23 protein-coding genes are annotated in these 24,939 nt (G+C 57.3%); 11 read left to right on the top strand and 12 right to left on the bottom strand.

All coding sequences use genetic code 11. The features are described from left to right. Positions 1-10: 10 nt before the first annotated feature. A complete protein-coding gene (locus tag H4J77_RS06555) occupies positions 11-403 on the bottom strand; it encodes an acyl-CoA thioesterase (RefSeq protein WP_092287122.1) in 393 nt (130 codons plus the stop codon). Positions 404-653: 250 nt separating this feature from the next. Between H4J77_RS06555 and H4J77_RS06550 the strand changes: the two genes are divergently transcribed. From H4J77_RS06550 to phoU, 5 genes are all read left to right on the top strand, one after another. Continuing rightward, the gene (locus tag H4J77_RS06550) at positions 654-1,622 is read left to right on the top strand and encodes a PstS family phosphate ABC transporter substrate-binding protein (RefSeq protein WP_123888106.1); all 969 of its coding nucleotides are present in this window, start codon (positions 654-656) and stop codon (positions 1,620-1,622) included. A 120-nt stretch (positions 1,623-1,742) separates the two neighbouring features. Further along, positions 1,743-4,019 (top strand): ABC transporter permease subunit, encoded by a 2,277-nt coding sequence (locus tag H4J77_RS06545; RefSeq protein ID WP_182247613.1) that lies wholly within the window; start codon positions 1,743-1,745, stop codon positions 4,017-4,019. Positions 4,020-4,037: 18 nt separating this feature from the next. Then, the gene (pstA, locus tag H4J77_RS06540) at positions 4,038-5,705 is read left to right on the top strand and encodes a phosphate ABC transporter permease PstA (protein ID WP_182247611.1); all 1,668 of its coding nucleotides are present in this window, start codon (positions 4,038-4,040) and stop codon (positions 5,703-5,705) included. Between the two features lie 27 nt (positions 5,706-5,732). Then, the gene (gene pstB, locus H4J77_RS06535) at positions 5,733-6,566 is read left to right on the top strand and encodes a phosphate ABC transporter ATP-binding protein PstB (RefSeq protein ID WP_182247609.1); all 834 of its coding nucleotides are present in this window, start codon (positions 5,733-5,735) and stop codon (positions 6,564-6,566) included. A 14-nt stretch (positions 6,567-6,580) separates the two neighbouring features. Then, the gene (phoU, locus tag H4J77_RS06530; protein ID WP_182247607.1) at positions 6,581-7,312 is read left to right on the top strand and encodes a phosphate signaling complex protein PhoU; all 732 of its coding nucleotides are present in this window, start codon (positions 6,581-6,583) and stop codon (positions 7,310-7,312) included. A gap of 63 nt (positions 7,313-7,375) precedes the next feature. Here phoU and H4J77_RS06525 read toward each other — a convergent pair whose 3' ends face one another. After that, positions 7,376-7,690: a c-type cytochrome gene (locus tag H4J77_RS06525; RefSeq protein ID WP_123888111.1), complete on the bottom strand. Its 315-nt coding sequence runs from the start codon at positions 7,688-7,690 to the stop codon at positions 7,376-7,378. A gap of 378 nt (positions 7,691-8,068) precedes the next feature. Between H4J77_RS06525 and H4J77_RS06520 the strand changes: the two genes are divergently transcribed. Then, the gene (locus tag H4J77_RS06520; RefSeq protein WP_182247605.1) at positions 8,069-8,974 is read left to right on the top strand and encodes a response regulator; all 906 of its coding nucleotides are present in this window, start codon (positions 8,069-8,071) and stop codon (positions 8,972-8,974) included. 5 nt (positions 8,975-8,979) lie between these two features. Here the strand turns inward: H4J77_RS06520 and phoR are convergent, their stop codons facing one another. The 4 genes from phoR to H4J77_RS06500 form a co-directional block, all read right to left on the bottom strand. Further along, the gene (gene phoR, locus H4J77_RS06515) at positions 8,980-10,272 is read right to left on the bottom strand and encodes a phosphate regulon sensor histidine kinase PhoR (RefSeq protein ID WP_123888113.1); all 1,293 of its coding nucleotides are present in this window, start codon (positions 10,270-10,272) and stop codon (positions 8,980-8,982) included. Positions 10,273-10,340: 68 nt separating this feature from the next. Then, entirely contained in the window at positions 10,341-11,030 is a 690-nt protein-coding gene (gene phoB / locus H4J77_RS06510; RefSeq protein ID WP_182247603.1) for a phosphate regulon transcriptional regulator PhoB, read from the bottom strand. Between the two features lie 122 nt (positions 11,031-11,152). Further along, a complete protein-coding gene (ubiA, locus tag H4J77_RS06505; protein ID WP_182247601.1) occupies positions 11,153-12,040 on the bottom strand; it encodes a 4-hydroxybenzoate octaprenyltransferase in 888 nt (295 codons plus the stop codon). A 25-nt stretch (positions 12,041-12,065) separates the two neighbouring features. Then, a complete protein-coding gene (locus H4J77_RS06500) occupies positions 12,066-12,587 on the bottom strand; it encodes a chorismate lyase (protein ID WP_182247599.1) in 522 nt (173 codons plus the stop codon). A 190-nt stretch (positions 12,588-12,777) separates the two neighbouring features. On the opposite strand from H4J77_RS06500, the gene H4J77_RS06495 reads away from it, so the two are divergent. From H4J77_RS06495 to H4J77_RS06485, 3 genes are all read left to right on the top strand, one after another. Beyond that, positions 12,778-12,945: a rubredoxin gene (locus H4J77_RS06495; protein WP_123888117.1), complete on the top strand. Its 168-nt coding sequence runs from the start codon at positions 12,778-12,780 to the stop codon at positions 12,943-12,945. Positions 12,946-12,968: 23 nt separating this feature from the next. Continuing rightward, on the top strand, positions 12,969-14,135 hold the full coding sequence (locus H4J77_RS06490; protein ID WP_182247597.1) for an FAD-dependent oxidoreductase: 1,167 nt from the start codon (positions 12,969-12,971) through the stop codon (positions 14,133-14,135). Between the two features lie 210 nt (positions 14,136-14,345). Continuing rightward, on the top strand, positions 14,346-14,618 hold the full coding sequence (locus H4J77_RS06485; RefSeq protein ID WP_092287169.1) for an HU family DNA-binding protein: 273 nt from the start codon (positions 14,346-14,348) through the stop codon (positions 14,616-14,618). Positions 14,619-14,681: 63 nt separating this feature from the next. Here H4J77_RS06485 and H4J77_RS06480 read toward each other — a convergent pair whose 3' ends face one another. The 3 genes from H4J77_RS06480 to H4J77_RS06470 form a co-directional block, all read right to left on the bottom strand. Beyond that, positions 14,682-16,088 carry an aminoacyl-tRNA deacylase and HDOD domain-containing protein gene (locus H4J77_RS06480; protein WP_182247595.1) on the bottom strand — a complete coding sequence of 469 codons (1,407 nt, stop codon included), beginning with the start codon at positions 16,086-16,088 and terminating at the stop codon, positions 14,682-14,684. Between the two features lie 97 nt (positions 16,089-16,185). Continuing rightward, positions 16,186-18,270, bottom strand: coding sequence for an ATP-dependent DNA helicase RecG (gene recG / locus H4J77_RS06475; protein WP_404940758.1), 2,085 nt, complete (start codon positions 18,268-18,270; stop codon positions 16,186-16,188). Continuing rightward, positions 18,267-19,181: a hydrogen peroxide-inducible genes activator gene (locus tag H4J77_RS06470; RefSeq protein WP_182247591.1), complete on the bottom strand. Its 915-nt coding sequence runs from the start codon at positions 19,179-19,181 to the stop codon at positions 18,267-18,269. The genes recG and H4J77_RS06470 overlap by 4 nt, the downstream gene beginning before the upstream one ends. Positions 19,182-19,382: 201 nt before the next feature. On the opposite strand from H4J77_RS06470, the gene H4J77_RS06465 reads away from it, so the two are divergent. Beyond that, complete coding sequence (locus tag H4J77_RS06465) at positions 19,383-20,225, top strand: NAD-dependent epimerase/dehydratase family protein (protein WP_182247589.1); 843 nt, start codon at positions 19,383-19,385, stop codon at positions 20,223-20,225. A gap of 11 nt (positions 20,226-20,236) precedes the next feature. On the opposite strand, the gene H4J77_RS06460 is transcribed toward H4J77_RS06465, so the two are convergent. Next, entirely contained in the window at positions 20,237-21,562 is a 1,326-nt protein-coding gene (locus H4J77_RS06460; RefSeq protein ID WP_404940757.1) for a PQQ-dependent sugar dehydrogenase, read from the bottom strand. 177 nt (positions 21,563-21,739) lie between these two features. Between H4J77_RS06460 and H4J77_RS06455 the strand changes: the two genes are divergently transcribed. After that, entirely contained in the window at positions 21,740-22,162 is a 423-nt protein-coding gene (locus tag H4J77_RS06455; RefSeq protein WP_182247587.1) for an OsmC family protein, read from the top strand. A 181-nt stretch (positions 22,163-22,343) separates the two neighbouring features. Here the strand turns inward: H4J77_RS06455 and H4J77_RS06450 are convergent, their stop codons facing one another. Both H4J77_RS06450 and spoT read right to left on the bottom strand, forming a co-directional pair. Then, positions 22,344-22,724: a RidA family protein gene (locus tag H4J77_RS06450; protein ID WP_123888124.1), complete on the bottom strand. Its 381-nt coding sequence runs from the start codon at positions 22,722-22,724 to the stop codon at positions 22,344-22,346. 17 nt (positions 22,725-22,741) lie between these two features. Then, on the bottom strand, positions 22,742-24,889 hold the full coding sequence (spoT, locus tag H4J77_RS06445) for a bifunctional GTP diphosphokinase/guanosine-3',5'-bis pyrophosphate 3'-pyrophosphohydrolase (RefSeq protein WP_182247585.1): 2,148 nt from the start codon (positions 24,887-24,889) through the stop codon (positions 22,742-22,744). Positions 24,890-24,939: the final 50 nt, after the last annotated feature.

Raw genomic sequence — 24,939 nt, 5'->3', positions numbered from 1 at the left:
CAGCAGCGGGTCAGGACGGGATAACGCGGGTCCGGCCACGGTCATCAATGGCAACGAAGACAAAGGTAGCTTCGGTTACTTTACGGCTTTCATCATGGGCCAGATCTTCGCTCCAGACTTCGACCAGCATCTTGATCGAGCTGCGGCCGATATCCAGTACGTCGCAATGAAAGGCCAGCTGGGCACCCACAGGCACCGGAACCATGAAGCCCATGCGATCAATTGCCACGGTAGCGACGCGACCACGAGCGATGCGCGCAGCCGTGCTAGTGCCCGCTACATCCATCTGGGCTACCAGCCACCCCCCATAAATGTCGCCAAAGCTATTGCAATCGCGGGGCAGGGTGGTGATTTTCAGAGCCAGTTCACCCTGTGGAACCGGGTCCATATCTAAGTCGTGCATTGAACACTCGAGTCGTGGTCTATTTGTATTTGTTGTGCTGGCCAGCAAAGCAAGTCGAAAAAAAAACTGGCTGAGCCGCTTATGGTAAGGGATTGAGGCGGGTGTCTCAATCATTCTATTGTTGCGTGTGGCGGAGTTGAGTACCAGTTGGTGTGTTTCACACAATTGTCATAATTCGGGAATAGAGTTGTCACATCACGCTTTGATACTGAGTCGCGTGTTGCAAACACTACCTCACTAGGAGAATGACATGAAACTCAAGCGTATGTTCGCTGCTGTGACCTTCGCTGCTGCCGGCCTGGCTGCCAGCTCAAGCTTTGCTGCCGTTGACCAGACCCTGGAAGATTACCAGCGCGTTGGCGGTGTTTCCGGCAACCTGTCCAGCGTTGGTTCCGACACACTGGCTAACATGATGACGCTCTGGGCCGAAGAGTTTAAGCGTCTGTACCCTAACGTCAATGTCCAGATTCAGGCTGCGGGCTCCTCTACTGCGCCGCCAGCACTGACTGAAGGTACATCCAACCTGGCTCCCATGAGCCGCATGATGAAAGACAGCGAAATCCAGGCATTCGAAGAGCGTTATGGCTACAAGCCTACTGCTGTTCCTGTTGCTATCGACGCCCTGGCTGTATTTGCGCACAAGGATAACCCGATCGAAGGCCTGACCATGGCTCAAGTTGACGGTATCTTCTCTTCAACTCGATTGTGTGGCGGCGAAGAGCTGACTACCTGGGGCCAACTGGGTCTGACTGGCCAGTGGGCTGATCGCGACATCCAGCTGTACGGTCGTAACTCGGTATCTGGTACTTACGGTTACTTCAAAGAGCACGCATTGTGCAAAGGTGACTTCCGCAGTGGCGTAAACGAGCAGCCTGGTTCGGCTTCTGTTGTTCAGTCTGTTAGCCAGTCGCTGAACGCAGTAGGTTATTCCGGTCTGGGTTACAAGACGTCCAGCGTTCGCGCTGTTCCGCTGGCCAAGGCTGAAGGCGACGAGTTCATCGAAGCCAACGAAGAAAACGCTATTGCTGGTACTTACCCGCTGTCACGTTTCCTCTACGTTTACGTGAACAAGGCACCAAACGACGAGCTGGCCCCGCTGGAGCGTGAGTTCGTCAAGATGATGCTGTCCAAGCAAGGTCAGGAAATCGTCTTCAAAGATGGTTATGTGCCTATGCCCCAGCGCGTTGTCGACAAGGTTCACGCCGAACTGGGTTTCTAAGCATCAGTAGTCGGTTGGGCAAGGACGCCTAAGTGACAAGGGGCGTGTCTATGACACGCCCCTTTTTACCGTCATAACCATGTAACCATTTTGTCACATTGACCCTGTAGGGTGTGCGCCATGACTATGCAATCATCACCCAAGACGTCCCGCGTCGATTTCAATACGCCAGCGATGCAGCGCCATCGGGCCGTGCGTCACTTCAAGGATCATCTCACCCGCTGGTATGTCGCGGTGGGTGGCCTTGGCGTGATTGCTGCCGTGTTGCTGATCTTTCTCTATTTGCTCTCTGAAGTGCTACCGCTGTTTGGCGGTGCAGACATCGAGCAGCAAGAGCGCTACTCCACACCCTGGCTAGATGTGGCTGATCCGCCGTTGATGCTGGCGATGGAAGAGCAGGGCGAGGTGGCGATTCGTGTCTCCGAATCCGGTCAGGTGACATTCTTCAAAACCGCAGACGGCAAGCTGATTTCTGAACAGAGCCTGCCCATACCCGAAGGCGTGACGGTATCCAGCTTCAGCGTGGAAAGTCCGAACACTCGCCGGTTTGCTGTTGGTCTGAGCAATGGTCAGGTCATCATCGGCAAGCACAACTATAAGGTGACCTACCCGAACGATGTTCGGTTGATTACCCCCGAATTGAAATTCCCCTACGGTGCTGAGCCGCTCATTCTGGATAAACAGGGGCGTGCGCTGGAGCACGTAGCCATGAGTGGCAACGACAGCGGCCTGACATTGGCAGCTAACGTAGGGCGCGAGCTGCTGGTAACGTCCATCAGCCGCCAGGAAAATATGATGACCGGGGAGGTGACTACCTCCCAGAGCGAGCTGACCCTCAACCCGGCGCAAGGCGAAGTGGATAATATCCTCATCGATCCGCTGCGCCAGTGGATGTATGTGGTCAACGGCGGTCAATATGTGGACGTGCTGTCGCTGCGCGCGCGCGGCGAGCTGAATGGACGCTACAAGGTGGTCGCCGCCAAAGACGCAACGGTTACTGCCAGTAACCTGATGCTTGGCGGCATCTCGCTGATTATTGGTGATAGCCAGGGCGGCTTGCAGCAGTGGTTTATGGTGCGCGGCAATGGTAAGCCTGCACTAACCCCGGTCAGAAGCTTTGATCAGCAGGCCGGTGAAGCGATACAGCTGATTCAGCCAGAGGAGCGCCGCAAGGTATTCCTGACGACAGACGCTGATGGATATCTGGGTATCTATAACTCGACTGCGCATAATAATCTGCTGGTTGAGCCACTGGACAAGCAGCCAATACGATCTTTTGCTATTGGTCCGCGTGCTGATCACCTGCTGGTTGAGCATGACAACGGCGAGTTGAGCTACTGGAACGTCGATAACGAGCACCCGGAAATCTCCTGGTCATCGCTGTGGGGCAAGGTCTGGTACGAAAGCTATCCGGAGCCTGATTACGTCTGGCAGTCGACATCGGCTACGTCCGAATCCGAGCCCAAGCTCAGCTTGGCGCCCCTGACCTTTGGTACCTTGAAAGCAGCGTTTTACGCGATGATTTTGGCCACGCCGATCGCCATCGCCGCAGCGGTCTATACCGCTTACTTCATGGCTCCGGGCATGCGTCGCAAGGTCAAGCCGATCATCGAGTTGATGGAGGCACTGCCGACCGTCATTCTGGGTTTCCTCGCGGGCTTGTGGCTGGCGCCGTTACTGGAGGACAACCTGCCGGGCATTGTTTCCTTGCTGGTTCTCCTGCCCGTGGTATTTATTAGTGTGGCGTATCTCTGGAGTCGTATGCCAGAGCGAGTGCGCCTGACGGTTCCGGATGGCTGGGAGGCGGCAATATTGATTCCTGTCACCATGCTACTGGGGTGGGCCTGCTTTGAGTCCAGCGTCTACATAGAGGCCTGGTTCTTCGGGGGCGATATGCGGGTTTACCTGACGCGTGATCTGGGCATCGATTTTGACCAGCGCAACTCGCTGGTGGTGGGCCTGGCCATGGGCTTTGCGGTTATTCCCACCATTTTCTCGATCGCCGAAGATGCTGTATTCAGCGTGCCGCGCCATTTGACGCAAGGGTCGCTGGCCCTGGGTGCCACGCCCTGGCAGACCATGAGCCGCGTCGTCATCCTGACCGCCAGTCCGGGCATCTTCTCCGCCGTCATGATCGGTATGGGGCGCGCCGTAGGTGAAACCATGATCGTACTTATGGCAACGGGTAATACGCCGATCATGGACTGGAATATCTTCGAAGGTATGCGCACGCTGTCAGCCAACATCGCGGTAGAAATGCCGGAGTCGGAAGTTGGCAGTACGCACTATCGCGTACTCTTTTTGGCCGCACTGGTGTTGCTCAGCTTCACCTTCCTGATGAACACGGCAGCAGAGCTGATTCGACAGCGCCTGCGCAAGAAATATGCCTCACTCTGACCTACAGGAATGCACACAGTGAAACAGAGTAACTTCACAACCTGGTTCAAAACAGGCAGCCCCTGGGTCTGGATGAATGCCGGCGCGGTCGCCATCGCGGTGATCATGACCCTCGGCCTGCTGTTCCTCATTGCCGTTCGTGGTCTTAGCCACTTCTGGCCGGCCGACCTTATGGAGGCCGAGTACACCATTCCAGGTCAGCCAACGATTACCTTGATCGGTGAGGTGACCACCCGCGAGCAGGTACCGACTGAGCGCCTTAAAGGTGCCGGCTTGCCGGTTGATCCGGAAAAGTCCGAGTTTATGGAGCGCGAGCTGCTGAAAGTCGGTAACCGTGATCTGTACGGCGCAGACTTCCGTTGGATCGTGGCCGATTGGCTGACCGACGAGCGCTACCCGGAAGACATCATTGCGATTGAGCGTCGTGAGTGGGGTAACTTTTACGGTTACCTGCTGAGCGTCAATCAGGATGGCAAGGTCGTCGAGGGTGAGCAGGCCCGTCAGACGTTAGAGGCCGCTGTTGAACGGGCGGAGAGTATCTACGCAGAAATCCGCGCGCTGGAAACCGGTGATATCGGCAAAATCAACTCAGAGCTGGAGCGCTTGCGTTTGCGCGAACGCGGCTATGAGCTGGATAACGCCTTGACGGCTGATCGTCAGGCACAGATCGAGGCTGAGCGTGCCGTACAGAACGCGCAGTACGCTGAACTGGAAGCCAAGCTGGTTAATTTGTATACCGCCTTCAATCGGGATAGCCTCATGGCGCGCGCCATGGACGGTCAGGAAAAGCGCATCAGCCTGTCAACGGTGGTCCGCGTATTCCGGCCCAACGCCATGGGTATTTCCGATAAGATTGGGCATTATTTCGCCAAGCTGTGGGAGTTCGTTAGTGATGAACCCCGTGAGGCCAATACCGAGGGCGGTGTATTCCCGGCAATCTTCGGTACCGTGATGATGGTGTTGCTGATGTCGATCATCGTGACCCCCTTTGGCGTATTGGCTGCAGTTTACTTGCGCGAATATGCCAAGCAGGGCGCGGTAACCCGGATTATCCGGATCGCGGTTAACAACCTCGCCGGTGTGCCGTCCATTGTTTACGGCGTATTTGGTCTGGGCTTTTTCATCTACTTTCTTGGCGGCAACATCGACCAGTTGTTCTTCCCTGAGTCGTTGCCAGCACCAACCCTGGGCACCGGTGGTTTGCTATGGGCCTCGCTGACCCTGGCGCTGTTGACCGTGCCGGTGGTCATTGTGGCTACTGAAGAAGGGCTAACGCGCATTCCACGATCGCTACGCGAAGGCTCGCTGGCGCTGGGTGCGACCAAGGCCGAGACGCTGTGGAAAGTGATTTTGCCGATGTCCAGTCCGGCGATGATGACCGGTCTGATTCTGGCAGTGGCGCGTGCTGCCGGTGAGGTGGCCCCGCTGATGCTGGTCGGCGTAGTCAAACTGGCGCCTACGCTGCCGGTAAACGGCAACTACCCTTATTTGCACTTGGACCAGAAGTTTATGCACCTGGGCTTTCATATCTACGACGTCGGCTTCCAGAGCCCGAACGTTGAAGCGGCTCGCCCTCTGGTTTATGCCACCGCTTTGTTGCTGGTTGGTGTGATTGCCTCGCTGAACTTTGCGGCGGTAGCGATTCGAAATCACCTGCGCGAAAAATACAAAGCGCTGGAAAACTAATAACCCTTTCAACGCGGACTCAAGACTATGTCTAACAGTACCAAAACCCATGCAATGGATATGAGCGCCCTGGGTCGCCCTCATGAAGAAATGAGCATGGACCAGGAAACCATCGCGCTGGAAGTGCCTGGCCTGAGCCTGTTTTATGACACCAAGCAGGCGTTGCATAACGTCAGCATCAAGATTCCTCGTAACCGCGTAACGGCCTTTATCGGTCCGTCAGGTTGCGGTAAGTCGACCCTGTTGCGCTGCTTTAATCGGATGAACGACCTGGTCGATAGCTGCCGTGTCGACGGCGAAATCCTGCTGGACGGCCAGGATATTTACGCCAAGGGCGTGAATGTCTCCGAGTTGCGTCGCCGCGTTGGCATGGTATTCCAGAAGCCGAATCCCTTCCCAAAATCGATTTACGAGAACGTTGCCTATGGCCTGCGTATTCAGGGCGTAAACAACAAGCGTACCCTGGATGAGGCCGTCGAGTGGTCGCTTAAAGGCGCCGCACTCTGGGATGAGGTGAAGGATCGTTTGAATGAGTCGGCGCTCGGTATGTCCGGTGGTCAGCAGCAGCGTCTGGTTATTGCCCGCACCATTGCGGTTGAGCCGGAAGTGCTGTTGCTGGACGAGCCTGCCTCGGCGCTGGACCCGATCTCGACGCTGAAGATTGAAGAATTGATCAATGAACTCAAGTCGAAGTTCACCATTGTCATCGTGACCCACAACATGCAGCAGGCGGCGCGGGTGTCCGACTACACTGCCTTCATGTACATGGGCGAGTTGATCGAGTTTGGTGATACCAACACCCTGTTTACCAACCCGTCGAAAAAGCAGACGGAAGACTATATCACTGGCCGTTACGGCTAACCGGGGATTGCACCATGCCAGATAAAGAACTGTTTAAGCAGCACATATCCCAGCAATTCAATTCCGAGCTGGAAGAAATTCGCACCCAGCTGCTGGAAATGGGTGGGTTGGTCGAGAAACAGATAAACGATGCGATTGTGGCGCTGATTGAAGGCGATGCGAAGCTGGCCGAACAGGTCCGCGAGAAGGACGACGCCATCAACCAGATGGAGTTGGATATCGATCAGGAGTGCATGCGCATTCTGGCGCGCCGTCAGCCAGCTGCCAGCGATCTGCGTCTGGTGATCAGTATCAGCAAGATCATCGTCGATCTGGAGCGTATCGGTGACGAGGCTTCCAAGATTGCGCGTCGTGCCATTGATCTGGTTGAAGCTGGGCAGGCGCCCAAGGGCTATGTCGAGTGTCGGCATATTGGCCATCATGTGCGGCGCATGGTGCAGGAGGCGCTGGATGCCTTTGCTCGTATGGATACGGATCAGGCGTTTTCCGTAGCGCGCGAAGATAAATCAGTTGACCAGGAGTACAAGTCGGCTATGCGCGAGATGATCACCTTCATGATGGAAGATCCGCGTTCCATCTCTCGGGTGCTCAACATTCTTTGGGTGCTGCGTTCACTCGAGCGTGTGGGCGACCATGCGCGCAACGTGGCAGAGCATGTGATCTATCTGGTCAAGGGTACCGATGTGCGTCATATCGGCCTCAAGCGCATGGAAGCTGAAGTGCGCCGGGAAGATAATCCAGAATAAGCTCGGCTGCAGCAGCTACAAAAAAACCGCCAGATGGCGGTTTTTTTAGTGGGTTGGTTTGACTCAGTTATGGCTGAGTACCCACTCGGCCAGTATTTTGGCCTCTTCGTCGGTTACCTGGTTTGGCGGCATGGGAATCGGGCCCCAGAGTCCGGAAATGCCATTTTTGATGTGGCCAGCAACCGTTTCCACTGCACCTTCCTGTCCGGCGTACTTCTTGGCGACCTCGGTGTAGGCTGGGCCGACCAGCTTGGTGTCGATTCTGTGGCAGGCGACACAGGCCTTGCTGTTGTACAGATCTTCACCTGCACTAGCGAATACCGTACCGGCGGTCAATAAGGCGCCGGTAGTCATTACCGATAGCAGTATGCGTTTCATAAGGAAGTCCTCACGAGCTTAACGGAATAGGCAGTTTGACCTGCTTGTAGTGAGCGCTTTGCGAGCGTCTTTCTGAGAGTAAACATGGACGTTATTTAGCCAAATGGCAAGTGACGCTTTGTCACGTCTCGGCGCTAGCGCAGTGGACAGGGTGATCTCATAGCTGGTCCGATAAACCAGGCTTGCATCGTGGCAGTGGCGTGCCTTGCATGCGCAGCCGGCTGTTACTTCAGCCGATTAAAACCTTAAGTTTCCAGCAATTTTACCGAAATAGTGCGGTGTAAATGCTTTCAATAGCGGCTCTTTGCTGCAAAGCTACTGAGGTATTTATGGCGCTCTGCGCTAAGCTAGGAGCATTACTAGAGGAATCAAGAAACCATGGCAAAAGTGTCAGTCCTGATCGTCGATGATGCACCTTTCATTCGAGATCTGGTGAAAAAGGCTCTACGTAGCTACTTCCCCGGTTTGCAGATCGAGGAGGCCATCAATGGCCGCAAGGCGCAGCAGGTGCTGGAGCGCAGCTCGTTCGATCTGATTCTGTGTGACTGGGAAATGCCGGAGATGGGCGGTCTGGAGCTACTCCAGTGGTTTCGCGCGCAGCCGGATAGAGCGAAAGTACCCTTTGTCATGGTGACCAGCCGCGGCGATAAGGAAAACGTAGTTGAAGCCATTCAGGCTGGCGTGACCGACTACATTAGCAAGCCCTTCACCAACGAACAGTTTATCACCAAGGTAAAAAAAGCGTTGCAGCGCGCAGGTAAGTTGGACTTGTTGCAGGGACGGCAGGCACCTACACCCAGTACCGGCATCGCGCAGGGGTCAGTAGCAAGCCTGACCGGTGGTCGGAATACTGAGGCACCGGCGGCAGCCCGGCCGGCGCAGCCAGCCAAGCCAACCAATCCTTTTCCCGGCGCCCCGACTTCGCCACCCCCTGCGGCGGCTCAGTCCGTGCGCGGCCAGGCTCAGCTGCGATTGCCTGGCCAGCAGTTTGGTTGTGTCATCAAAACCTTAAGCCTGCGCGATGCACTGGTGGTTGTGCGCCGTGGCGAGCGTATGCCGCTGGTATTTGAAAGCGGGGTGCTGGATCTGGAGCAAGACAGTGATCAGTCGGTCGCGCGTCTTAACGTCTATATCCATGCGGTTGCCGCGTTGGAACCCAATGTAGACTGCGAGTGGGTCAAGGTCACGCTCAAGTTTGTAGATCAGGATCCGCAGAAACTCGATTACCTGTCGCGATTGGTCGCCTCAGGCACGGCACAGCAGCATTACAGCCCCGGGGCCTGATGCCCTCAGCTCGAGCGACGAGCAGGGAAGTGGCAGATAAAGGTGCTGCCTTCCCCCAGGCGGCTCAGAATTTCCAGCCGGCCCTGATGGCGCAGCAGTACGTGCTTGACGATGGCCAATCCCAGTCCCGTTCCTCCAGTATTGGTACTGCGACTGGAGTCAACGCGGTAGAAACGTTCGGTTAATCGGTTGAGGTGCTGCGGCGCGACACCGACGCCATTATCCGTTACAGACAGGTGCTGCCCGGCATCGTCACTCCACCAGTGCAGTTTGATCTCGCCTTGCTCAGGCGTGTATTTCACGGCATTAAAGGCCAGGTTTGAGAAAGCACTGCGTAGCTCGCCTTCAACGCCATGCAGACGGGTGTTGCCCTCAATCTCCAATGTTACCTGGTGACCTTGTTCGCCTGACAAGGCTTGGGCATCCTTGCGAATGCTTTCCAGCATCGGCTTCACGTCAATGTACTGATCGTCGCTGGTATGGTCTGAAGTCTCAAGGCGCGCTAACAGCAGCAAGTCATTGAGCAGGCTCTGCATGCGGCTGGATTGCTGCTGCATCTGCTGCAATGGTCGCTTCCAGCGCGGATTCATGTCGGCTTCGCTATCGAGCAGCGTTTCCACGTAGCCCACTACGACCGTAAGCGGCGTGCGTAGCTCATGCGAGACGTTGGCCACAAAATCCTTACGCATTTGCTCAAGATTGTGTAGTCGGGTTACGTCGCGCACCACCATCAAGCGCTCGCCCAGGCCATAGCGAGTAACGGCATACTGCAGTTGGGTGTTCAGGTTGATGGGCGAGTGAATTTCCAGCGGCTCGCGAAAGTCGCCACTTTCGAAATACTCGATAAAGCGCGGATCACGTATCAGGTTGTTGACGTGCTGGCCGCTATCATCCGGCGTGCGCAGACCGAGCAGCCGCTCTGCGGAGTGGTTCCACCATTCCAGGTGACCCTCTTTGTCGATCATCACGACGGCATCACGCAGAGCGGCAGTTGAGGATTGAATGCGGTCGATGACAGCCTGCAGACGCGCACGCATGCGCCCGTCGCGTCGTTGCAAATGATAGATGCTATCGAAAATTTCTCCCCAGACGCCTTTGGCTTCTGGTGGTGGCTCATTCGGGTGTGTGCTGAGCCACTCATAGAAGCGCGACATCTGACGTAGAGTCCAGGCCAGATAGAACCCCAGGCCCAGCGCCAGGGTCCAGGCTGGCTGCTCAATGATCCAGCCAACCAGCAGGCAGACCAGTACCAGCAACAGAAGCTGGCTCAATACCCGGCTGAAACTGTTTTTACCCACAGGAACTCCTTCGCCTGCTAAATGACGCCGGCACCAGGCGGCAATTGATCCGCGAAGCAGTCACATGCTCACGCCTTGGTAGAGAATCGATAGCCAGTGCCGCGTACGGTTTGTACCAAATGCTCATAGTTACTGCCAAGTGCCTTGCGCAGTCGGCGAATATGCACATCAACAGTTCGCTCTTCCACGTACACATTGCCGCCCCATACCTGATCAAGCAATTGGCCGCGAGTATAGGCGCGTTCCTGATGGGTCATGAAAAATTGCAGGAGTCGGTATTCGGTGGGGCCGATTTCGGCAGCGCTATCATCGATGGTTACGCGGTGGCTGACGGGGTCCAGATGCAGGCCGGATACTTCGATAGGAGCTTCGTTGTCTACCGGGCCAGCACGGCGCAATACTGCCTTCAGGCGCGCCACTAGCTCGCGGGGCGAGAAGGGTTTGGTGATGTAGTCGTCGGCGCCTACTTCCAGCCCCTGGATCTTGTTGTCCTCTTCGCCTTTGGCGGTCAGCATGATGATCGGAATATCGGTGGTCATTTCATCACGCTTGAGCCGGCGCGCCAGCTCGATACCTGTGGTGCCGGGCAGCATCCAGTCGAGCAGGATAAGGTCCGGTTTGCTATCGATGATGCTGGCATGCGCCTGCTGGGTATTCTCGGCTTCCAGGCAGTCGTAGCCTGCCATCTCCAGTGCAACCGCGATCATTTCCCGGATTGGTGCTTCGTCATCGACGATCAGAATGGTTTTGCCTGACATGATTTACCGTCTCGTTGCAGATTGCTGACATGCGTCGATTAGATAACATTTTTATTTCATTTGTGTGACCAGTCAGCGTCGAGACGATGAAGATTGAGCCTTTATTGGCGTCCTCGGCGCGGCTACAGCCAGTAATCCAGAGCCAGTCCGATGAAAACCAGCATGCCCGCCCAGTGGTTAGCCAGGAAAGCGCTCAAGCAGGCCTGAGCGTCGCGTTCGCGGATCAGCCAGTGCTGCCAGACAAAGCCGAGCGCCATGCCGCCCAGACCGAGATAATAATAAAGGCCAAGCTCGAAGCGAGAACCGACCAGAAGCAGGCAGATAAGTGTTAAGCCCTGCAACATGCCAATAATGGCACGATCGGCTTCGCCAAAGAGGATCGCGGTCGACTTGATGCCAATGCGCAGGTCGTCTTCGCGGTCACACATGGCGTACTCGGTATCGTAGGCGACGGTCCACAGCAGGTTAGCCAGAAAGACCAGCCATAGCTCCGGCGGCAGGCTGTTGGCCTGGGCGGCAAAGGCCATGGGGATAGCCCAGGAGAAAGCCGCGCCCAGCACGACTTGTGGATAGAAGGTAAAGCGTTTGCAGAACGGATAGATGGCGGCCAGTGCGATGCCGCCAAATGACAGCATGATGGTTAGCTTGTTGGTGAACAGCACCAGAGCGGCGCTGAGTATTACCAGAACGGCAAAAAGGATGAGCGCCTGCTTGGCGCTGATGCGGCCGGTCGCCAATGGGCGCTGTCGGGTGCGGGTGACATGGCCATCGAGATTGCGATCGGCATAGTCATTAATGACACAGCCGGCGGCGCGCATCAGAATAACGCCGAGAATAAAAATCACCAGGTTGGCGGTCCCAGGCATACCTTCGGCAGCCAGCCAGAGCGCCCACAGGGTTGGCCATAGCAGTAAGTAGGTGCCAATGGGGCGATCCAGCCGCATCAGTTGAATGTAGTCGTTGGCTTTTGGATGCAGCCGCCCCAAGGGTTTAATCAGCAGGCCTAGCAAGGGATCACTCCAGATAGACAGTGGATCAGGTGCCGGCGCGCGGCCAGCCCTGCAAGAATACTTCACAGACCAGAAGCTGCAACTGGCCATCGGAAAAGTGTGAACGTCGTGCCCAAAGCCCGTTGGCCTTGTACTCGGCTGGCAGCCAGTGCGCTGGGTACTGACTTATTTCAATTGGGCCGCGGCTAATTTGCGGATTACGAAACAGCAGGTGTCCGAGGCTAGTGGTGCCCAGATTGTTCAACTCCATCGCGGCACTGCCGAGCGCGCTCAGCGGTGCGACCGTGCGCGCGAACACGCGCGCTGCGCCATCCGTATGCAGTAGCACTTCGCGCGCCCATACCGCCTCGCCTGGTGTCACACCCAATGCCAACGCTTCATCCTGGCGCGCTGGCTGCTGGCACTGTTCAAGCAGTTGCACGTGAAAGTCCTGATTGCCTGCCTCGGTCAAGCGCTGGGTAAGCGATCCCTCAGCGCAGAGCCAATTGAACAGGGGGGCAGGTGGCGGAGCAGGGTGGGAATCAGTGGTAAACCAGTCGGGCAGCATTGCGACAGGATCTCTCCGGCAGGCGTTTGGGCAATGTCCAGCAGTGTAGCATGAAACAGCGCTGCGCCGCGCTGGCACGGGGTGATCAGCGTGGCCAGAGGCGGCGTTCCAATAGGCCTGGCCTTGGACTTGCATCACAATTGCGGTAGTGTCTTTAGCAGCATATTTTCAACTGATACAGGTAGCAGCAATGAAGAAGTGGCAGTGTATCGTGTGTGGTTTTATTTACGACGAAGCCGAAGGTTGGCCGGATGAGGGCATATCGGCAGGTACGCCTTGGGAGGATGTCCCCGTAGACTGGATGTGTCCCGATTGCGGAGTAGGCAAAGAAGATTTCGAAATGATCGAGATCGGTTGATAGCGCTTCAGGGAGAGACATAGGTGAGTGACGAGGCTCCGCTGGTTATTGTGGGTACGGGTTTGGCTGGTTATAACCTGGCCAAAGAGGTGCGCAAGCTGGACGCAGATCGCGAGCTGGTCTTGGTGACCGCTGATGATGGGCGCTTTTACTCCAAGCCCATGCTCTCTAACGGTTTTGCCAAGGGCAAGAAGGCTGACGAGCTGGCGATGCAAGATGCCGCTGCGATGTCCGAGCAGCTCAGCGCGCAGATTTTCACTCACACGCAAGTGACAGCTATCGACGCCGAGCGCCGAGTGTTGCAATTGGGCGAGCGCCAACAGCCTTATTCCGACCTGGTACTGGCGTTGGGCGCAGCGCCCCGCCAACTCCCGTGGGCTGACGCCTTGGGTGAGCGGCTGCTATCGGTCAATGATCTGCAGGATTACAGCCGCTTTCGGTCTGCGCTTGAGGGCAAACACGACGTGCTGATTATTGGCGCAGGCCTGATTGGCTGCGAGTTTGCCAACGATTTGTTGTCCGGCGGCTACGCCGTCACGGTGGTTGCGTCCGATCCTTACCTGATGCCGCAATTGATCCCTGAGCCCGTAGCCGCAGCCGTGCAGGCCAGGCTGGAGGCGCTCGGCGCGGTCTTCCATCTGGGTTGCGCCATCGAATCGCTGGCGGTGGCTGAGCACGGCGTGAGTCTGCGCCTGGATGACGGCAGTGAAATCCGGGCTGATCAGGCCCTATCGGCCACAGGGCTGACCCCACGATTGGCGTTGGCAGAGACCGCAGGACTGGAAATCGGCCGAGGTATTATCGTTGATCGCGCCCTGGCTACCAGCCAGCTGCATATTTATGCGCTAGGTGACTGTGCCGAGGTGCAGGGCCTGAATCTGATGTACGTAATGCCGCTGATGACGGCAGCTCGTGCACTGGCTAAAACGCTGTGCGGTACAGTTACGGAGGTGAGTTACCCGGCCATGCCGGTCATGGTGAAAACGCCTGCTTGCCCCCTGGTGGTTGCGCCACCACTGACAGCGGCGTCGGGTCATTGGAGAACCACTGGCGAAGACGGCGATCTGCAGGCGCTGTTTCATGATGATCAAGGTCAGCTACATGGCTTTGCCTTAACCGGCAGCAAGGTTGCTGAAAAGCTTAAGTTGACGCGTGAATTGCCGGGCTGGTTAGTCGCGGCGCAGGCCTGAGCCAGGCGCTTTGTCCTTTGGTCGGGAAATTGCGTGTTCCAGCGCCTCTTCCAGCGCCCGATCACTGGCGTAATTCAGTCAGTCGTGCCATGCTGATTATGCGTGGCAGAGCGGCTGGGCCGGTGGTCCTGTGGCTAAATCACTTCCGCTGCGAGGATAGTGGCGGTAACAACAAAAACAACAAAAACAACAGAAAAAATGAGGCTTCATATGCGTAAACCGGATCTCGCGGCGGCGATTGCCGACAAGGCTGACTTGAGCAAGGACCAGGCAAACCGAGTGCTTAACGCCGTACTGGATGAAATCACTCAAGCTCTGAGTCGCCAAGACTCAGTCACCTTGGTCGGTTTTGGAACCTTCCTGCAACGTCACCGTGGTGCCCGCACCGGCAAAAATCCACAAACCGGCGCGCCTGTACAGATCAAGGCGAGCAATACGGTTTCTTTCAAGCCTGGCAAGAGTCTCAAAGACGCTGTCAACTGATCGTACCGAGTGACGGAGGTCGTTACTCGACCTCCGTTGCAGCAAAACTAGCAGTTCTGCTGCTTAGTTCTCCGGCTGATACTTGCTTACCAGCACCCTCAGCGCATCGCGCGCCTGCAGTACCTTTCCTACTACCTCTTCAGCCTCGCCTTCAGTCAAGCCCAAGCGCTCGAGCAGCGTATCGGGTATCGGCATTTCCGGGCCTGAGCCAATACGATGGCGGCTGAGCAGTGCTAGTGTCAGATAGACCAGGTTGGCATAAACATGTTGCTCGCCCCGATAGTGAGGGTTGTGCTGTTGGCGCAGGGCAACGCTGACTTCCTCAGGCATATCCCAATAACGCATCAGCCAGCTACCAATCTGATCACGGGTGACGCCAATCAGGTGCTGCTCTATGAGGTGCGGCGCTACATGCGGGTTGGCCTCTACGTGACGGCAGATCATCTTGAAGTAGGGTGGGAAAATGTAGGCCAGCACCAGATAACCGAAGTTATGCAGCAGGCCTGCCAGGTAATTCAGGCCGAGTTCCGGGCGCTTCTCGCGCGGCATGGCTTTTGCCAGCCCCTCAATGACGGCGGCCGTATAGATCGACTGTTCCCAGTAGGGAGTGCTGCGATCGGGTGCATCCTTGGGTAGCTTGAACGTTTTGCCCAGTGAAAGCCCGACCGCTAAGTTGATTACCAGATCAAAGCCCAGTACCCGGCCAATGGCATCTTCTACCGATTTTATCTTGCCGGGTGCGGCGTAGTAGGGCGATGCGGCCCAGCTAACGACTTGAGCAGCCAGGCTGGGATCGGTCTCTACTACGTCGGCCAACTCGTCGATACCGGCTTCGGGATTAACCCGCAGCTTCATGATTTTGTGTGCGGTCTCCGGTAGTGGAGGAATCTCGATGGTTTCTTCCAGGCGCTGCTTCATGCGCAGGGCGGTGAAGTTCTGCACTGCCTCGGATAGATCCTGGGTGTCCTGCTCAGGGCTTGCGGCTGGATTTTGCAGGCTGCTCAGGGGGATCGAGAAGCGCGCCATGCTCGCTTTGGCCATCAGGGTCTTGGCGTCGTCCTGGCTGATCTGCAGACACCAGCCGGGCAAGCCGCTATCGAGGGTCAGACAGGCTTGCTCCAGCAGCGCTTGCTCGCAGACACAGGGGGAGTTGAACAAGATGGGTAAGCCGGGCAGCTCGCTGAGCTGGTGTTTGCTCAAAATGCGCTGCAGTTCACTATCGCGCACTGGTTGCAGCTCCCGGCCAAGCAGACTGCTTAGCCGTTTAAGGTCAAGCAGGTGGTCCTTGGGAATCAATGAAAGCACAGTGCCCAGGCTGTCGCAAAGCAGGCTTGCCTGTACTTGCTGTGCTACCGGACCGGCATATTCCAATGGTCGCAGCTGATAGCCAATGCCTTGTTGTTGCAGTAATTTTTCGATCAGGTCAGGCAGGCTGGTGCTGTGGGTGTCGCGTGCGGCTTGATTGCTCATTGCTCTTTCCTTGATCCGTTGGTTGAGACGGGCTCATGGCTTATAAGGCTTTTTCCAGATCTTAGCATGCCCGCTGACAGGCTGAGCAGAATCGCCCTCAGACCTGGGCAAAATGCTGTCCCTGGGCGATCCAGCGGTCCAGCAGTGGCTGAACATGTGCCGGGTATTCTTTGGCTAGCTGTTGCGCTGCCTGTTGGACTGCCGGAAGCAGGTCGGCATCGCGCATCAAATCCGCGACGCGGAACTGTACTAGCCCGGTCTGGCGAGTACCTAGTACCTCACCCGGGCCACGCAAGGCGAGATCTTTTTCTGCGATCACGAAGCCATCGCTGCTCTCACGCATGATGCCCAGACGTTCGCGACCCAGCGCCGATAGGGGGGCGTGATAGAGCAAGACGCAGTGGCTGGCGGCGCTGCCACGCCCGACCCGTCCGCGCAGCTGATGCAGTTGTGCCAGCCCCAGGCGTTCCGGGTTTTCAATCACCATGAGACTGGCATTGGGCACATCGACACCGACTTCGATGACGGTGGTCGCCACCAGCAGATGCAGATCGCCGCCTTTGAAAGCAGCCATGATCTCGGCTTTTTCCGCCCCTTTCATGCGACCGTGAATAAGGCCTATGGACAGCTCCGGTAGGCTGTTGCAGAGGTCTTCCCAAGCGCCTTCGGCGGCCTGTGCCTGTAGCTGCTCGGACTCTTCGATCAGGGTGCAGACCCAATAGGCCTGTCGTCCCTCGGCGCATCCAGCGCGTACCCGCTCGATCACTTCTGGCCGGCGGCTGTCAGAGACCAGCACGGTGTTTACCGGGGTGCGGCCGGGTGGCAGTTCGTCCAGGATCGAGGTATCCAGATCGGCGTAGGCGCTCATGGCCAGCGTGCGCGGAATGGGGGTAGCGGTCATGATCAGTTGATGCGGCGAAAAGCCGCCGGCGGCGCCTTTGTCACGCAAGGCCAGGCGTTGCTGCACGCCAAAGCGATGCTGCTCGTCGATGATCGCCAGGCCCAGGTTGTGGAACTGCACTTCATTCTGAAACAGCGCGTGGGTACCGACCACCATGGCGGCTTCGCCGGTGGCAATCATTTGCAGCTGGTTGGCGCGTGCTTTGCCTTTTAGTTTCCCGGCGATCCATGCGACGGACAGGCCGAGGGCAGAAAACCAGCGTTGGAAGTTATTGAAGTGCTGTTCGGCCAGAATTTCGGTCGGCGCCATCAGCGCGACCTGCCAGCCCGCTTCCTGCGCCTGCAATGCGGCCAGCGCAGCGACAACCGTCTTGCCGGCGCCAACATCACCTTGAACCAGCCGCAGCATGGGTTTGGGCTGGGCCAGGTCGCCCAGCACCTCGTCAGCTACTCTGGCCTGGGCACCGGTCAGTGGAAAGCCCAGTTGTTGCAGAAAAGCTTTGGCCAGGGTGCCTTCGGCCTGCATAACGGGAGAGCGATGCTCGCGCATTTGCGCGCGCAACCGGAGCATGGCCAACTGGTGTGTCATCAGCTCCTCAAACGCTAGCCGGTGTTGAGCCCAATGACGACCATCCTGTAGCGCTTCCAGGTCGATGTCGGGTGGCGGGCGGTGGAGTATCTGTACGGCTTGATGCAATGAGGGTAGCTGGTATTGCTCGGCCAGGGCAGCAGGCAGCCACTCGGGTAGATGATTGCCGTTGGCCAGCCAGCCGAGCGCAGACTCGCTAAGGCTACGCAGGCGCTGCTGTGACAGACCCTCAGTCGCCGGATAAATCGGTGTGAGCGTCTCGTTGACCGGCAGCGGCTCGGAGCCATCCAGGTTCTGCATCTCCGGATGATAGATTTCCAGCCCGGAAGCGCCGGGACGTACTTCACCATAACAGCGCCAGCGACTACCGCGGCTGAGGTTGGCCTTTAGCGCGGCCGAGAAATAATAGAAGCGCAGGCTAATGGTGCCGCTGCCGTCCTGGATGCGACAGAGCAGGCTGCGGCGTCGACCCATAACCACATCGGCGGCCACCACCACGCCCTCGATAACCGCATCGAGCCCTGGGTTCAAAGCGCCAATGGGGGTGACGCGCGTTCTATCCTGATAGCGCAGCGGTAGATGAAAAAGGACGTCCTGAACGCTGTTCAGGCCTAGCTTACCCAGTTTTTCTGCGAGCGCCGGGCCGATGCCCTTGAGCACCGTCAGTGACGTATGTTCGGCGACGCTACTCACTTTGGCGGCTGGCCCACCGAGCATAGGCGGATCGAGTCGCTGAGCATCTCGACGGCTTTGGGGCGAGGAAAGCTCGCACGCCAGGCGATGGCGACCGTGCGGTAGGGGGCCGGCGCAGCGAAGGCTTTGGTCACCAGCAAATCCGAGCTGTAGTAGCGGTCATCGGCCGCAGACATCGGCAGTACGGTCATGCCAATACCGGAGGCAACCATGTGGCGTATGGTTTCCAGCGAGCTGGATTCAACCGTCGTGTGCTTGTGCTGCTCGTCCCCTTTGCGCACGGTGGGGCAGGCTTCCAGGACCTGATCGCGGAAGCAGTGCCCTTCGCCGAGCAGCAACAGCTTGTTGTCGTCGAGTTCGTCCAGGCTGACGTTGGTACGCTCGGCCCAAGGGTGGCTGGCGGGAATCAGCAGGCTGAAGGGCTCATCGTAGAGCGGCATGGTCAGTACATCGGGTTCCTGAAACGGCAACGCGATGATGATGGCATCGAGCTCGCCATTGCGCAGCTTGTCGCGCAGTACGTGGGTGAAGTTCTCTTCGATATACAGCGGCATTTCCGGCGCTACCTTGTGCAATTGCGGCACCAGGTGCGGGAACAAATAAGGCCCGATGGTGTAAATAGCACCGACCTTGAGCGGGGCGGCCAACTGGTTTTTGCCAGCGCTGGCCAGCTCGCGAATCGCCAAGGCTTCTTCGAGTACCTTTTGCGCCTGCCCGACGATACGCTGGCCGATGGGTGTCACCCTCACGGCACTTTTGCTGCGCTCAAAAATCATGATGCCCAACTCGTCCTCGAGCTTTTTCACCCCAACACTGAGCGTTGGCTGGGACACATGGCAGCGCTCTGCTGCGTGGCCAAAATGCTGTTCTTGGGCGAGTGTCACTATGTAGCGTAATTCGGTCAGGGTCATCGTGTTGCGGCCTGGGCTGGTAGCGGTGAATCGTTAAACGCTAGCATAGCCCTTTGATCGATAGAGTAAAACAATCAGAAGCGTCCGGTTGTGAGCTTATATGTGTGGCACGCTTGATATTATCCGGGCCGCATCCCAGCTTGCGGTTCAGCGGTTCCAGAACCTAGAGTGTGGCAGTCAAACGTTATCAACGAGGTGGTTATGAAGCAGGTCGTTATTGCTGGCTGCGGTGATGTGGGAACGGCGTTGGCGCATCAGTTATTGGCACGTGGCTGGCAAGTATATGGGCTGCGGCGTGATCCGGGGCAGCTGCCAGAAGGTGTAGTGCCTATTGCTGCCGACCTGACCCAGGCTGAAAAACCGGCAGACTGGCCAGCCAAAGTCGACTATCTGGTCTACTGTCCGGCCGCTGGCAAGCGTGAACCGGAGCTATATCAGCAGCTTTATGTTGATGGTCTGGAGCATGTGTTGGCTTGGATAAAAAGCAGTGGTCAGCGGCTTAATTACCTTTTGCAGGTATCCAGTACCGGGGTTTATGCGCAATCGGAAGGGGAGTGGGTAACCGAGAACAGTCGGGCCCTTGCCGACTCGCCAACGTCCCGCAAGCTGTTGGCGGCAGAGGATATCGCGCTACGTAGCGGGGTGCCGGCGAGTGTGGTACGTCTGGCTGGTATTTATGGGCCGGGTCGTAATCGTTTGATCCAGCAGGTGCGTGATGGCCTAAAGGTGCCCGCAGAGCCGCCGCAATATACTAATCGTATCCATCGTGATGATGCGGTGAGTCTTTTGGCTCATCTGTTGGCTCTGGCCGATAAGCGTGAGCTGCTGGCGCCCTGCTATTTGGGTGTGGATGACGAGCCGGCCAGCCTGTTCGAGGTGACCAGTTGGCTGGCAGAGCAATTAGGCACACGCTTGCAAGCGGACGGCCCGGTTTCTACTCGCACCGGCAGCAAGCGTTGCAGCAACGCGCTGGCTCGAGAGTTTGGCTGGCAGCCAGCGTATCCCAGCTTCCGCGAGGGCTACGCCGAGCTGCTGAAGATCTGAACCAGTAGGCGTCAGTTCTGCTCGGCGGCGCTGACGCGCCAGACAACATTGCCGACGTCATCGGCGACCAGCAGTGCGCCCTGTCCGTCGATGGCGACGCCAACCGGGCGGCCCTGCGCCTCGCCTTTCGCGTTGAGAAAGCCGTCTAGTACGGTGTAAGGCGCATCATTTGGCCGACCTTCCTTGAAGGGGACGAAGAGCACTTGGTAGCCACTATGGGGTTCGCGATTCCAGGAGCCATGCTGGCCGATGAACAAACCCTCTGTGAAAGGCGCGGGTAGGCGGCTACCGACGGCATTGCTCAGCCCCAGCGATGCCGTGTGCGCGCCGAGGGCGTAGTCGGGCACCAGTGCCTTGGCGACCTGGGCTGGATTGCGCGGGGTGACACGTTCGTCCAGGTGCTGACCGTAGTAGCTCCATGGCCAGCCATAGAAGCCGCCATCCTGGACTGATGTCATGTAATCCGGCACCAGATCATTGCCTAGCTCGTCGCGCTCATTGACCACTGTCCATAGGGTGCTGCTATAAGACTCCCACGCCATGCCTACCGGGTTACGCAGCCCGCTGGCGTAAATCCGCTTACTGCCGGTGGTGGGATCTATCTCCCAAATTGCCGCGCGGCCCTGCTCTTGCTCCAGCCCGTTCTCCGCGACATTACTATTGGAGCCCACTGTGGCGTAGAGCTTGCTGCCATCAGGGCTGGCGATCAGGTTCTTGGTCCAGTGATGGTTCAGTGTGCCTGCGGGTAGCGCGGTAACCAGCTCGCCCGGCGCGCTGATCTGCGTTTGGTCGGCGTGATAGGAAAACCGCACCACGCCATCTGTGTTGGCGACGTAGAGATCGTTGCCAACCAGCGCCATACCGAAGGGTGAGTGCAGGTTGTCGATAAAAACGGTGCGTTGGTCGGCAACGCCGTCGCCATTGCTGTCCCGTAGCAGGCTGATACGGTCGGCACTTGGGGTGGTCGCCCCGGCTTTGGTCATTACCCGGTTAGCGACCCACTCCTTCACGCCGCCGCTGCCCTCTGGTTTGGCTGGTGCATTGGTTTCAGCAACCAGTACATCACCGTTGGGCAGCACATGTAACCAGCGCGGGTGATCAAGGCCTTTGGCAAAGGCAGCGACTTGCAAGCCTTTGCCAGCTTGGGGCGTTGCACCCGTCGGCCAACCCACCGCGGGAGCAATATTCACCGTCGGCAACAGGCTTGAGTTTGGCTCTGGCAGGGCGGGGTGGGGGCCCATGCCAGCTTTGATCGGCAGTGCCTGCTGAGCGCCACAACCGGTTAGCGTCAGCGCAAGGCCGAAAAGAGAAAGGTAAACGCGCGGGGAATTATTCACTGGATTTCCTTGTCGGTGTAGGGACAGCAATAAAGACACTGCAGCTTGTTAACGGTATTTGGCAATCATTTAGTAATGACCTGTCTGCGGTGATGACGTTCACCCGGCTGAACCAATTTGCATGAAACCAGATGGCTATTCGGCCGTCTGCGGCACTCGCAAAACGAGGAGTACTATATGAATAAGTCAGCATCAGCCCATTGGCAGGGCTCTCTCAAAGAAGGCAAGGGCACCATTTCCACCGAAAGTGGGGCGTTGAAAGCTAATCCCTATGGGTTTAACACTCGGTTTGAGGGTGAGCCGGGTACTAACCCGGAAGAACTGATTGGTGCTGCCCATGCTGGCTGCTTCTCCATGGCGTTCTCCATGCTATTGGGCGAGGCGGGTTACACGCCAGACAGTATTGATACCAAGGCCGTCGTCACGCTAACCAAGCAGGATGATGGCTTTGCGGTTACCGCTGTGGCGTTGACTATGAGCGCCACGATCCCCGGTATTGACCAGAAAGAGTTTGATGAGATTGCTGGCAAAGCCAAGAGTGGTTGCCCTATCTCCAAGCTGCTGAAAGCGGATATCAGCCTTGATGCGAAGCTCGGCTGAGCCGGCGTCGCCAGCTGCAAGTCTTAAGCTACAAGTAGGCTTTAGGTGGCGGCTGGGTCGTTGAAGAGCAGCGACGGCTCTTGTTGCTGCTGTAGGCAAAAAAACCGCGCGGGTTCGGCCTGCGCGGTTTTTTTCTTTCAGCTTGCGGCTTGTAGCTTAAAGCTTGCCGCTGTGGTGGGCGTTAGCCGACCACCATGATGCCGTCCATTTCTACCGGCACACCCTTGGGCAATGCGGCGACGCCGATCGCAGCGCGAGCTGGATAAGGCTTCTCGAAATAGCGCTCCATGATCTCATTGACCTTGGCGAAGTTGCCCAAGTCGGTCAGGAAAATGTTCAATTTGACGATATCCTGCAGCGTGCCGCCAGCAGCCTCGGCAACCGCAGTGAGGTTGTCGAATACGCGACATACCTGCGCTTCAAAACCCTCAACGACCTCCATAGTAGCCGGGTCCAGAGGTATCTGGCCTGATAGATAGACAGTGTTGCCGACCTTGATGGCCTGGGAGTAGGGTCCGATTGCGGCAGGTGCCTGCTCGCTAGTGATAACTTGCTTGTTCATGAGTGCTCCAGAGAAAGTCAGTTCTTAAGGCGGGTAATACGCATCACACCATTGAGTGAGCGGATGCGCTTGATCATTTGTGACAGGTGCAGGCGATCGCGCACGCGGATAACCAGCTGAACCACGCTGATGCGACCGTCGCGCTCATCGACGCTAATTTTGTCGATACTGGCGTCAGCCACGGTAATACCGGTTGCCAGTTGAGCGATAATGCCGCGCTGATGTTCCAGCTCTACCCTCAGTTCTACAGTAAATTCGCCACTGACGTCTTTGTCCCATGTCAGGTGCATGGTCTTTTCGGTGTTATGCCGACTATCGACCAGGTTTTTACAGTTCTCCTGGTGGATTACCATACCCTTGCCAGATGACAAGTAGCCGACGATGGGATCGCCAGGAATGGGATTGCAGCAGCGCGCGAAGCTGACAACCAGGCCTTCTGTGCCGCGGATCGCCAGCGGGTTTTCGCCACTGCCGGTATCGTCCTGGCTCTGGTCAATGCGCTGTTTTTCAGTGTCTTCTGCGGCGCCGTCAGCAGCTAGCAGGCGGCGCGCGACCACGTAGGCCATCCGGTTGCCCAGACCGATATCCGATAGCAGGTCTTCCAGGTGCTCCATGCCGCAATCATTCAGTACCTGGTCGATACGCGGCTGTGGAATATCTGCCAGGTGGGTATCAAAGCTGGTCAGCACCTTGTCGAGCAGCCGTTCGCCGAGGGCAATAGACTCGGAATGGCGCTGATGCTTGAGGAAGTGACGGATGTTGCTGCGTGCCTTACCGGTGATGACGAAGCTCAGCCAGGCTGGATTGGGACGGGCGCCAGGGGCGGTAATGACTTCGACGGTCTCGCCGCTTTGTAGTGGCTCAGATAGTGGCGCTAGTCGGCGATTAACGCGACAGGCGATACAGCTGTTGCCCACATCGGTATGCACAGCATAGGCAAAATCGACCGGAGTAGACCCCTTGGGTAGCTCCATAATGCGACCTTTGGGGGTGAAGATGTAGACTTCGTCCGGGAAAAGGTCGATCTTGACGTTCTCAATGAACTCCAGCGAGTTGCCGGCGTTCTGCTGCAACTCCAATACGCTTTTCAGCCATTGGCGAGTCCGCGCGTGATTGCCATTGATCACGTCATCCTTGGATTTGTAAACCCAGTGCGCGGCGATGCCACTGTTGGCCAGCTCTTCCATCTCTTCGGTGCGGATCTGAATCTCGATGGGCACGCCGTGCATACCGAACAGCGTGGTATGCAGGGATTGGTAGCCATTGGCCTTGGGGATGGCGATGTAATCCTTGAAGCGTCCGGGGAATGGCTTGTACAGGCTGTGCACTGCGCCCAGTACGCGGTAGCAGGTATCTGCCTTGTCGACGATGATCCGGAAGGCATAGACATCCATGATCTCGGTGAAAGCTTTGCGCTTGCCGCGCATCTTCTGGTAGATGCCATAGAGGTGTTTCTCGCGGCCCATTACAGTGCCTTTGAGTCCTTCACGCTCCAGGCAAGCCTGTAGTGAATCGAGAATCTTGTTCAGCAGTTCCTTGCGGTTACCGCGTGCGCTGCGTACTGCGCGGTCGATCAGTTGCGATCGCATCGGATACATCGACTTGAAGCCGAGGTCTTCAAACTCGGTGCTCAGGCTGTGCATGCCCAGGCGAGCCGCAATGGGGGCGTAGATTTCCAGAGTTTCCTTGGCGATACGCCGGCGTTTTTCCGGGATCAACGCGCCAAGCGTGCGCATATTGTGCAGACGGTCAGCGAGCTTGACCAGAATTACCCTAATATCGCGGGCCATGGCCAGTGCCATTTTCTGGAAGTTCTCAGCCTGCGCCTCGGCCTTGGTCTCAAAGGTCATTTGGGTCAGCTTGCTGACGCCATCCACCAGCTCGGCCACTGTCTCGCCGAATTGGGTAACCAGTGCGTCCTTGGGAATGCCCGTATCCTCGATGACGTCGTGCAGCATGGCGGCCATCAGGCTCTGATGGTCCATGTGCATGTCGGCAAGAATATTGGCTACTGCAAGGGGGTGGGTGACGTAGGGCTCACCGCTGCGACGGGTTTGACCGTCGTGCGCCTGCTCGGCGTAAAAATAGGCCCGCCGGACCAGGTTGACCTGTTCCGGCTCTAGATAGCTAGCGAGGCTGTCGGCAAAAACTTCTATTGCAGACATGTAGTCCTCCTGCGCTCACCGTGGCGAGCGTTGACCTCAGGAGTCCACGG

Origin of the sequence: Pseudomonas sp. 5Ae-yellow (assembly GCF_014077575.1) — a bacterium.
Lineage (GTDB): Bacteria > Pseudomonadota > Gammaproteobacteria > Pseudomonadales > Pseudomonadaceae > Halopseudomonas > Halopseudomonas neustonica.
The sequence above is the reverse complement of the archived record's forward strand: the minus strand, read 5'-3'. Positions and strand labels throughout refer to the sequence as shown.